The 8,833-nt window shown below is 66.8% G+C and carries 10 protein-coding genes; 4 read left to right on the forward strand and 6 right to left on the reverse strand.

Annotated features, from left to right (window positions below; genetic code table 11):
- Positions 1-149 precede the first annotated feature (149 nt).
- A complete protein-coding gene (locus tag ACEQXV_RS19405) occupies positions 150-845 on the reverse strand; it encodes a 4-carboxy-4-hydroxy-2-oxoadipate aldolase/oxaloacetate decarboxylase (RefSeq protein WP_370270542.1) in 696 nt (231 codons plus the stop codon).
- Positions 842-1,576: a PIG-L deacetylase family protein gene (locus tag ACEQXV_RS19410; RefSeq protein ID WP_370270543.1), complete on the reverse strand. Its 735-nt coding sequence runs from the start codon at positions 1,574-1,576 to the stop codon at positions 842-844. Before ACEQXV_RS19410 ends, ACEQXV_RS19405 begins: the two co-directional genes overlap by 4 nt.
- Before the next feature lie 109 nt (positions 1,577-1,685).
- On the opposite strand from ACEQXV_RS19410, the gene ACEQXV_RS19415 reads away from it, so the two are divergent.
- On the forward strand, positions 1,686-2,900 hold the full coding sequence (locus tag ACEQXV_RS19415) for a LysR family transcriptional regulator (RefSeq protein WP_370270545.1): 1,215 nt from the start codon (positions 1,686-1,688) through the stop codon (positions 2,898-2,900).
- Here ACEQXV_RS19415 and ACEQXV_RS19420 read toward each other — a convergent pair.
- From ACEQXV_RS19420 to ACEQXV_RS19430, 3 genes are all read right to left on the reverse strand, one after another.
- A complete protein-coding gene (locus ACEQXV_RS19420; RefSeq protein ID WP_370255038.1) occupies positions 2,897-3,394 on the reverse strand; it encodes a MarR family winged helix-turn-helix transcriptional regulator in 498 nt (165 codons plus the stop codon). The two genes, ACEQXV_RS19415 and ACEQXV_RS19420, sit on opposite strands and share 4 nt — an antisense overlap.
- A gap of 88 nt (positions 3,395-3,482) precedes the next feature.
- Entirely contained in the window at positions 3,483-3,755 is a 273-nt protein-coding gene (locus ACEQXV_RS19425) for a succinate dehydrogenase assembly factor 2 (protein WP_370255039.1), read from the reverse strand.
- Positions 3,752-4,162, reverse strand: a complete 411-nt coding sequence (locus ACEQXV_RS19430) for a helix-turn-helix domain-containing protein (RefSeq protein WP_370270546.1) — start codon at positions 4,160-4,162, stop codon at positions 3,752-3,754. The genes ACEQXV_RS19425 and ACEQXV_RS19430 overlap by 4 nt, the downstream gene beginning before the upstream one ends.
- Before the next feature lie 122 nt (positions 4,163-4,284).
- Between ACEQXV_RS19430 and ACEQXV_RS19435 the strand changes: the two genes are divergently transcribed.
- A complete protein-coding gene (locus ACEQXV_RS19435) occupies positions 4,285-5,487 on the forward strand; it encodes a pyridoxal phosphate-dependent aminotransferase (RefSeq protein WP_370255043.1) in 1,203 nt (400 codons plus the stop codon).
- 209 nt (positions 5,488-5,696) lie between these two features.
- On the opposite strand, the gene ACEQXV_RS19440 is transcribed toward ACEQXV_RS19435, so the two are convergent.
- Complete coding sequence (locus ACEQXV_RS19440) at positions 5,697-7,034, reverse strand: divergent polysaccharide deacetylase family protein (protein ID WP_370270547.1); 1,338 nt, start codon at positions 7,032-7,034, stop codon at positions 5,697-5,699.
- 179 nt (positions 7,035-7,213) lie between these two features.
- Between ACEQXV_RS19440 and ACEQXV_RS19445 the strand changes: the two genes are divergently transcribed.
- Positions 7,214-7,810, forward strand: coding sequence for an aminodeoxychorismate/anthranilate synthase component II (locus tag ACEQXV_RS19445; protein ID WP_370270549.1), 597 nt, complete (start codon positions 7,214-7,216; stop codon positions 7,808-7,810).
- The gene (trpD, locus tag ACEQXV_RS19450; RefSeq protein ID WP_370270550.1) at positions 7,807-8,823 is read left to right on the forward strand and encodes an anthranilate phosphoribosyltransferase; all 1,017 of its coding nucleotides are present in this window, start codon (positions 7,807-7,809) and stop codon (positions 8,821-8,823) included. The genes ACEQXV_RS19445 and trpD overlap by 4 nt, the downstream gene beginning before the upstream one ends.
- Positions 8,824-8,833 lie beyond the last annotated feature (10 nt).

Consider the following 8,833-nt stretch of genomic DNA (forward strand, 5'->3'; position numbering starts at 1 on the left):
CCCCCCCCCCCCCCCCCCCCCCCCCCCCCCCCCCCCCCCCCCGCGGCGGCGCGCACCGCGCGGCGAAAACGGGTTTTGGGATGCACGCCCGGTGTCCGGGGGGTGTCCGGGGGGTGCACGGGGGGCGCCCCCCCGCCCCGCCATTGAGTCTAGACATAGCGCAGCCCCTTCGCCGCCAGCCGCCCACGCATGTCATAGATGTCGAGCCCAAGCTCCCCGGCTTCGAACCGCGCGCGTTTCTCGGCCTCGTTCGCCTCGCGGGCGCGGGCCTTTTCCAACACCTTGGCGGCGTCCTCGCGCGCCACCACGCAGACCCCGTCATCATCGGCCACGATCACGTCGCCAGGGGTGATCAGGGCCTCGCCGCAGATGATCGGCACGTTGACCGATCCCAGCACTTCCTTGACCGTGCCCTGCGCATGAACCGCTTTCGACCAGACCGGAAAGCCCATGTTTTCAAGGTCGCGCACGTCGCGCACGCCTGCGTCGATGACCAGCCCCCGGCAGCCGCGCACCTTGGCCGAGGTGGCCAGCAGGTCCCCGAAATACCCTGCGTTCGACGGCGATGTCGGCGCCAGCACCAGCACGTCGCCCGGTTGCAATTGCTCGATGGCCACATGCACCATCCAGTTGTCGGCGGGCGGGGCTGAGATGGTGACGGCCGAGCCCGCGATACGCGCGCCCCGCCAGATCGGCCGCAGCCGGTCGGCTAGCAGGCCGATGCGCCCCTGCGCCTCATGCACCGTCGCCACGCCGCATTCGGCGAGCCCGTCAATCACCGCGGCATCGGCCCGCGCGATCTCCTGCACCACCACACCCTGGGTGCCCAGGCCCACCCCGCTCATGCCAGTTCATCCACGCAAACGGGGAAGATCGTCTCGAACCCTTCGGCGTATTTGCAGTCGCGCCCGCCCGCCTGTCCGCCCGAGTTGCGCTTGAAATGATTGGCTCTTTGCTGCGCCACGCGGGTGTAATAATCCCACAGGTGGATCTGCCCGTTCATACATTCCATCGCCGCGCGCTTCTTGTCCCAGACCGGGGTGATGTCGAGGAACACATCGGGTTTCCAGCCCATCTGCTCGGTCTGGTGCGGCTCGAAGAGGTAGAGCTGCGGCGCGCCCAGAACCTTCTCGCCGGGATTGTGCCCCCAGGCCTGCGCGATCATACGCGCCTCCAGCACGAAGCTCGTCGTGTTCATGTGGTCGGTATTGTAGGGGTCCCAGCGCGAATGGCTCATCATCCATTTGGGCTGCACGTCGCGGATGATGTCGACCAGCTGATCCTGCGCCCCGGCATCGAGCCGCAGGGGATAATCGCCCAGATCGAGCAGCCGAAGGTCCCCGACCCCCAGCGCCTCGGCGGCGGCCTCGGCCTCGGCCCGGCGGATCGCCTTCACCTCGTCAAGCGACTTGCCCTCTTTCCAAAGGCGCGCGCTGTCCCCGCGCTCGCCGAAGGACAGGCAGGCCACCGTCACCTCGTATCCCAGCTCCTGGTGCAGCGCGATGGCACCGCCGCAGCGCCAGACGAAATCGGCGGCATGGGCGCTGATGACCAATGCGGTCGGCTTGGCGGACATGGCGGGTCTCCCGTGTGATGTGGTTTGCCCCATCCTCGGCACCATCACCGCCCCTTGCAATTTCATTTGCCGGGGCGCAGTATTCATTCCTGCTTTAGGAGTGCTGAAGATGCAGGGAACGGACTTCAACATTCGCCACCTGCGCGCATTCCATATCGTGCAGGAAAATCAAGGTATTACAAGCGCCAGCAAGGTGCTTCACATGTCCCAGCCCGCATTGACCCAAGCCATTGCAAAACTGGAAGCCACCCTCGCCACCCCGCTGTTTTCACGCAGCAACAAGGGGATGCTCGCCACCGAGGCGGGGCAGGTTTTCGGGGCGCGGGTGGCCCGTGCGCTTGGATTTCTGACCCAGGGGGCGCAGTCGGCGGCGCAGCAGCAGACGCTTTCGGCCTCTCCGGGCTTCGCACATCTGCTGAGCACAACGCAGCTGCGCGCGCTGGTCGCCGTGGCGACCCAGGGCAATTACTCGCTGGCCGCGCGCGCCCTTGGCCTGTCGCAGCCCTCGGTCTTTCGGGCCGCGCGGGAACTGGAACAACTGTCGGGATTGATCCTCTTCGAGCGCACCCGCACCGGGATTGCGCTGACCCCGTCTGCCGCCACGCTGACCCGGGCCGCGCGGCTGGCCTTTGCGGAACTCGATCAGGGGCTTGAGGAATTGCAGGCTCTTTCTGGCCGTGACAGCGGCTCGATTACCATCGGAAGCCTGCCTCTTGCGCGGGCAGAGCTGCTGCCGCGCGCCATTGGCAGCCTTGCAAAGGCCCTGCCCGCCACCCGTGTCGACGTGATCGACGGCCCCTATGACGACCTGCTGCACGCCCTGCGCGATGGTGAGATCGACCTGCTGATCGGCGCCCTGAGGGAGCCGCCTCCGGCCGAGGACGTGATGCAGGAGCGGCTCTTCGACGACCGGCTCGGGGTATATTGCGCGCCCACGCATCCCCTGGCCCAACGCCCCGCCCTGGCTGCGTCGGACCTCGCCAAGTGGCCCTGGATAGTCCCGCGCCGGGGGACACCGACGCGCGCCTGTTTCGATCGTTTCTTCGAGCAACACGGGATGACACCACCAGACCGGCTGGTCGAGTCGAGTTCCATGATCCTGGCACGCGGCCTGCTTGCGGATGGTGAGCGCCTGACCATGCTGTCCCAGAACCAGGTGGGCGAGGAGCTGAGATCAGGACATTTTCACCAGCTACCGGTGGTGCTCGATGATCTGCCGCGACCCATTGGCCTGACCTATCGCCGTTCCTGGGTGCCTACGCCCACGCAGGCCCTTGCACTCGATCTGCTGCGCCAAAGCGCCCAAAGCCTGCCCGCCGCCTAGTAGATGTAGCGGATCTGGACGGTCCAGAACCGTTCCACGCGCTTGAGCGAGTGATTGATCTGGTCGATCCCGTCAGCCCCCAATACGCCCTTGTCCTGCAACCCTTCCGCATGGCGCAGAAACAGGTCGCGCACGACGTCGCGCACCTCCCGCCCCTTGGGGGTCAGCCGGACCCGGACAGACCGCCGGTCGATCTCGCATCGCTGGTGGTGCATGTAGCCCGTATCGACCAGTTTCTTGAGATTGTAGGACACGTTCGATCCCTGGTAGTAGCCGCGCGACTTCAGTTCGCCAGCCGTCACCTCGTGATCGCCGATATTGAACAGCAAGAGGGCCTGAACGGCGTTGATGTCGAGGATTCCGAGCCGCTCGAATTCGTCCTTGATGACATCGAGCAGCAGCCGGTGCAGCCGCTCCACCATGGAAAGCGTGTCGAGGTACCCGGCCATGAAGCCATGCCGGGTGCTATCCGCGAGGGGGCTGTGCAAACTCATCCTGGTCTCCGCTTATCTGCCTTGGGGGCAGATTTGCCGATAAGTCCAAAAAATGAGTTAAACGCCCAAGATTTTTCGAGCTGCGCCCTCAGCCGTCCCGCGCCGGGGCGGCTGCCTTGGCCAGTTCCCGCGCAAAATCTGCCATGTAGTCAGGGGCTTGGCGCTGACCAGAGATCCAGTGATAGAGGTCGTGATCATCCTCGGCCAGAACCCGTTCGAACAGGTCAAGCGCGCTGTCATCGGCCCCGGCCAGGTTGCTGTCGGCCCAACCGCCAAGCAAGAGGTCCATCTCTTTCGTGCCCCGATGCCAAGCGCGCATGCGCAACCGCTTGATCCGAATCTCTCGGCTTTCGTCGCTCATTGACGGTCCTCTTCACGTTGCAGGGTCTTGCGCAGGCGCTTTTCCAGCCGCCCCATCTGTTCGCCCAGCCGGGCATGTTCCTGCCGCATCTGGCGCAGGTCCAGGATGATCTGCTTGAGGTCTTCCTCTACGGCGCTGAAATCGGGCTCATCTGGCCCGGTGCCCTCGCCGGTCAAGAGCCAGCGGATCGAGACATTCAGCAGCCCCGCGGCCATTTGCAGCTTGTTGGCGCGCGGCTCGCTCCAGTCGTTTTCCCAGGCCACCACGGTCTTGAGCTTCACACCCAACCGCTTGGCCAGGTCCTCCTGCGACAGGCCCTGCGCTTCGCGGGCCCCGGCCAGCCGGTCGCCGAAGGTGGCGGTTTCGTCGCTGAACCAGTCGCGGTCGTCGCGGGTCGAGTCGGTCATCCATTCTCCTTCCACGGGGCGTTTTGGCCCCTTGATCGTCGGGCGGCGCGACCCTAAGCAGGACCCGAGCCGATGTAAACCGGACCGATTGACCGGCCCCCACGCAACCCTGGAGAAATCAGATGAGCTTCCTGTCCGAAACGCTGGCCCGCGTGAAACCCTCGCCGACCATCGCGGTGTCCACCCTCGCCGCCGAGTTGAAGGCCGCCGGCAAGGACGTGATCGGCCTGGGCGCAGGGGAACCAGACTTCAACACGCCCCAGAACATCTGCGACGCTGCCAAGGCCGCGATCGATGCCGGGAAGACGAAATACACCGCGCCCGACGGGATCCCGGAACTCAAGCAGGCGATCTGCGACAAGCTTCTGCGCGACAACGGGCTCAGCTACACGCCCAAGCAGGTCTCGGTCGGCACCGGCGGCAAGCAGATCCTCTACAACGCGCTGATGGCGACGCTCAATCCCGGCGACGAGGTGGTGATCCCCGCGCCCTACTGGGTCAGCTATCCCGACATGGTGCTGCTGGCGGGCGGCGAGCCGGTCATCGCCACCGCGCGGGCCGAAAACGCCTACAAGCTGACGGCAGAGGAACTGGAGGCCGCGATCACGCCGAAAACCAAGTGGTTCATCTTCAACTCGCCCTCCAACCCCACCGGGGCGGGCTACAATGCCGAGGAACTGAAGGCGTTGACCGATGTGCTGATGCGCCACCCCCATGTCTGGGTGATGACCGACGACATGTATGAACACCTGGTCTATGACGGGTTCGAATTCGTGACGCCCGCGCAGGTGGAACCGGGTCTTTACGACCGCACGCTCACCTGCAACGGCGTGTCCAAGGCCTATGCCATGACCGGCTGGCGCATCGGCTACGCCGCGGGCCCCGAAAGCCTGATCGGCGCCATGCGCAAGATCCAGTCGCAATCGACCTCGAACCCCTGTTCGATCAGCCAATGGGCGGCGGTCGAGGCTTTGAACGGCACGCAGGACTATATCGAGACCAACAACGCCGTCTTCAAACGCCGCCGCGACATGGTGGTCGAGATGCTGAACGCCGCCGAAGGCATCACCTGCCCGACGCCGGAAGGGGCCTTCTACGTCTACCCCTCGATCGCGGGCTGCATGGGCAAGACGACGCCGGGCGGAAAGGTGATCGAAACCGACGAGGATTTCGCCACCGCGCTTCTGGAAGAAACGGGCGTGGCCGTGGTCTTCGGCGGGGCCTTCGGGCTCTCCCCCAATTTCCGCGTCTCCTATGCGACGTCGGACGAGAACCTGGAGAAAGCCTGCACCCGCATTCAGGGCTTCTGCGCTGCCCTGAGCTGAGAAACCCGACCATCAAGGCCGATCCAGAGGGCGCGCTTCGGTGCGCCCTTTTCCTTTTCCAAGGACGGACGACTCTTCTTCTTGGCAGGACTTACCCGGGGGGAATCGCGTCAGTGACGGGGGCAGCGCCCCCGTGCATTTTCCGCAGCGGAAAATGATCCGCGATCCGTTGCGGATCGCGCGGGTCGCTGCGCTAGCAGCGACACCGCCTAGCGGGTCAGGACCGCCGAAAGAGGCGCAAGCGCCACGGCTTCGGACCGGTTGCCGAGCGCCCAGGAAAAGAGCGCCGTTACCGTGTCGGAATAGGTATGCCCCACAACGATCACGGCCCCTTCCTGGCCCGCGGCGAAGGCCGCCCGGTCGAGATAACGCGTGATCACGGTCGCGCGTTCCTGTTCGCTGTCGATCTCGCGAAAGAGCGTGGCCGCGGGGACCGTCGCGCGCGTGGCCGTCTGTTCCGCCACGTTCAGCCCGCGCGGGAAAGCCACCAGCCCGTGCCCGCTTTCGGCCAGCGTCTCGACCACCGCCTCAAGCACCTCGCGCCGGCCCTGGATGGCTTCCCCGGCCGTGTCCAGCACGCCGACCGCCTCGGGCAGCGTGGCAAAGCCGCGTGCCAGCACCGCGCTCACATCCGCGCCGGTCACATCCTCGGTGAAGACCGCCCCCGACAGCAGCACCTCGAAGCCGGCAGCCCGGTAGGCTGCAGCGGCCTCGGCGGCGTCGGGGCGGCGCGGGTCGATGGCGAACGCCACTGGGAATTCGAAGCGGGTCAGCGCGTCGCGGCCCAGGGGAAAGCTTGGATCGTCGATCAGGATCACCGCCATCAGGGGGCGTGTTTCTGCGGCATCGAAGGGTGCTGCAAAGCGGTCGATCGCCCGCATGTCGCCGGTCTGCTCGGCCGGTTCGATCGGCTGCAGGGGCCGCCCGAGCGGCGCGGTCTCGGTTTCCGCCTCGGGTCCGGTCTCGATCTGCGGCAGGCCGAGGGCGGCAGGCTCTTCGGCGGCCACCTGCGGCAACGGGCTGCTGCCTGCACTGGACGGAGCGGCAACCGGCTCGGGGCTGGTGGGGGCAGCGGCGGGGCTTTCCACGCTCGCGACGGCCTGCGGCTGCGGGGCGGGCTGCGTGTCGGGCAGCGGCGGGGCCGTGGGCTGCGGCAGCGCGGTCACGGCGGCGGGGGCGCCTGCGGGGGCGCTGTCGAGCCCCGGCAGAACCGGGGCCGTCTCATCGGCAGGGCGGTTGAATTCCGACCCCGCGGGCAAGACGATCTCGGAGATCGGCGCCGTGGTGCCCGATGCGGCAGACTCTTGCGGCGCGGCCGGGGGCTGCAGTTGGGGGCCGCTGGCGGTGGCGGTTTCGGGGGCAGTCGCTGCGGGGGACTGCTCGGCGGCCTCGGGCGCGATGACGGGTTCCTGCTCTGCGGAACTAACTGCCGTGGGCGCAGGGCGGCTCACCCCGTCGGGCAAGGGCATTCCAAGCGACAGAAGCGCCACCGCCACAAGCGACAGAAGCGCCCCCCAGATCACACCCGAAATCAGACCTCTGCCCATGACCTACACCTTCTCGACACGTCCCATACGCCCGCGCATGGGCGACATGGCCAATTTGCCCCAGCTTGATGGGCCGTTCTGATGGCGCACGGGTTGACCCCGGCTTTCGGCCCTGCGCATGTATAGCGCGGGGTGCGGCCCGGGCGCACCCCTTTTTCGCGACGAAGGTGCACAAGAGCATGCTGCTGCTTATCGATAACTACGACAGTTTCACCTATAACCTGGTTCACTATCTGGGCGAGCTTGGCTGCGTGCCGCACGTGGTGCGCAACGATGCGCTCAACGTGCAGGAAGCGATGGCGCTGAAGCCCGAGGGCATCGTGCTGTCGCCCGGTCCCTGCGACCCGGCGCAGGCCGGGATCTGCCTCGGACTGACCGCCGCCGCCGCCGAAACCGGAACGCCGCTTCTGGGCGTCTGCCTGGGCCACCAGACCATCGGCGAAGCTTTCGGCGGGAAGGTCGTGCGCTGTCACGAGATCGTGCATGGCAAGATGGGCACCATCCACCATGCGGGCCTTGGCGTGTTCGAGGGCCTGCCCTCGCCCCTGCAAGGCACGCGCTATCATTCGCTGGTCGTGGAGCGCGAGAGCCTGCCCGACTGCCTCGAAGTGACCGCCTGGCTGGAGGACGGAACCATCATGGGCCTGCGCCACAAGAGCCTGCCCATCGAGGGCGTCCAGTTCCATCCCGAAAGCATTCGCTCGGAACATGGCCACGCGATGCTGAAGAATTTCCTCAAGACCGTGCCCGGCGCATTGGAGGAGGAAGTGGCATGAGCGACCAGATGAAACCCCTCATCGCCGCCGTGGCCGAGCGCAGCCTCAGCGCCGAAGAGGCCGAACGCGCCTTCGGCCTTCTCTTCGACGGCGAGGCCACCGACGCCCAGATCGGCGGCATGCTGATGGCCATGCGCGTGCGCGGCGAAACGGTCGAGGAGATCGCCGCCGCCGCCAAGGTGATGCGCGGCAAATGCGTCGCCGTTAACGCTCCCGAGGGCGCGATCGACATCGTGGGCACGGGCGGCGATGGCAAGGGCACGCTCAACATCTCGACCGCGACCGCCTTCGTGGTGGCAGGCGCAGGCGTGCCGGTGGCCAAGCATGGCAACCGCAACCTCAGTTCGAAATCGGGCGCGGCGGATGCGCTGACCCAGATGGGCGTGAACGTGATGGTGGGCGCGCCCATCGTCGAACACGCCCTGCGCGAGGCCGGGATCGGCTTCATGATGGCGCCCATGCACCACCCGGCGATTGCCCATGTGATGCCCACCCGCCAGCAGCTTGGCACCCGCACGCTCTTCAACGTGCTCGGGCCGCTGACCAACCCCGCCGGCGTCAAGCGCCAGCTGACCGGGGCTTTCGCGCCCTGGCTCATCCGCCCCATGGCCGAGGTGCTGGGGGCGCTCGGCTCCGAGGCGGCCTGGCTGGTCCATGGCTCGGACGGCACCGATGAGCTGTCCATTGCCGGGCCGTCTGCGGTTGCCGCGCTGAAGGATGGCGCGGTCGAAGAGTTCGAGATCACACCCGACGATGCAGGGCTGCCCACCCATCCGTTCGAAGCGATCCTGGGCGGAACCCCGGCAGAAAACGGCGTGGCCTTCCGGGCCCTTCTGAACGGCGATGGCGGGGCCTACCGGGACGCGGTGCTTTTGAATGCCGCTGCCGCGCTTATGGTGGCGGGCGCTGTGACCGCGCTGCCCGACGGGGTTGAGAAGGCCGCGCGAAGCATCGATTCCGGTGCGGCGCTCAAGGCCGTGGAAACCCTGGCCCGGATCACCTCGGCGGCCTGATGGGCGGGGT

Origin of the sequence: Nioella sp., assembly GCF_964229645.1 — a bacterium.
Lineage (GTDB): Bacteria > Pseudomonadota > Alphaproteobacteria > Rhodobacterales > Rhodobacteraceae > Nioella.